Source organism: Neisseria sp. P0009.S007 (assembly GCF_051962515.1).
In genome coordinates this window covers 1-1,246 of the sequence record NZ_JBQCVF010000400.1, presented here as the reverse complement: position 1 = coordinate 1,246, position 1,246 = coordinate 1, and the positions used below count along the sequence as shown (strand labels likewise).

Annotated in this window: 1 protein-coding gene; it reads right to left on the bottom strand. The window is 52.6% G+C overall.

Features of this window, described 5'->3' with window-relative positions; genetic code table 11:
• Positions 1–1,246 (bottom strand): DUF3683 domain-containing protein (locus ACTHS3_RS13605; RefSeq protein WP_440368205.1); only part of this gene is annotated, 1,246 nt, incomplete at both ends.

Genomic DNA, 1,246 nt, shown 5'->3' with positions numbered 1-1,246 from the left:
TTGCGGTGGCGACCGTGCCGAAAAACTCCATACACACGGTGCGCGTGTATTTCGGCATTTTATGCAATACGAAGGCAACGCTGGTGATGATGCCGTCCGTACCTTCTTTTTGCACGCCGGGCAGGCCGCTCAAGAATTTGTCGGTAACGTCTTTGCCCAAACCGACTTTGCGGAATTTGTGGCCGGGGATTTCCAAACGTTTGGTATTGACAATATTGCGGCCGTCTGAATCCAGCGTATGTACGTTAAACACGGCGGTTTCTTCATCGTGGATTTTGCCAAAATTGTGATGCACACGTTCGATACGCAACCATTCGCCTTGAGGGTTAACCATGTTCCAGTAGGCGAGGTTGTCCAAGGCAGTACCCCACAGCACGGCTTTTTTACCGCCTGCGTTCATCGCCACATTACCGCCCACGCAAGACGCATCGGCGGAAGTTGGATCGACGGCGAACACCAAACCTGCCTGATGCGCGGTTTCTTCCACTCGTCGGGTCACCACGCCTGCGCCGCAATTGATAATTGGATGTCTGCCATCCAAGCCTGCCAGCTCAACGTATTCGACGCCGCGATGCTTGTCGAGTTTTTCGGTATTGATGACTGCGCTGTTTGCGTCCAAAGGTACTGCGCCGCCGGTATAACCCGTACCGCCGCCGCGCGGGATAATAACCAAGTCTAACTCGATTAAGGCGCGCACCAAAGGCGCAATTTCTGCCTCGGTATCAGGATTGACGACGACAAATGGATACTCCACGCGCCAGTCGGTCGCATCGGTAACGTGTGTTACGCGTGCCAAGCCGTCAAACATGATGTTGTGCGGCTTGGTAATTTTGCTTAAGCGTTCCAAAATTTGATGGCGTTTTTGGCTGGTTTCATCAAAATTGCTATCAAAACACTCCACTGCTTTTTCTGCTGCGGCAACCAAGACATCCACTTGCTGATTGTCGTCGCGGCGCTTGCGGATTTCATTTAAGCGGTGGCGCATTTCGCGAACCAGCGCGACGCGGCGTTTTGGGTGCTCCAGCAAGTCATCGACCAGATACGGATTGCGCACGACCACCCAAATATCGCCCAATACTTCAAACAACATTCGTGCCGAACGTCCTGTTTTGCGTTGATCGCGCAGGTCTTGCAGGATTTGCCACGCTTCGTTGCCCAACAGACGGATAACGATTTCGCGGTCGGTATAAGAAGTATAGTTATAGGGAATTTCTCGAATACGCTGAGGGGCAGTAGTCGTGGTCAT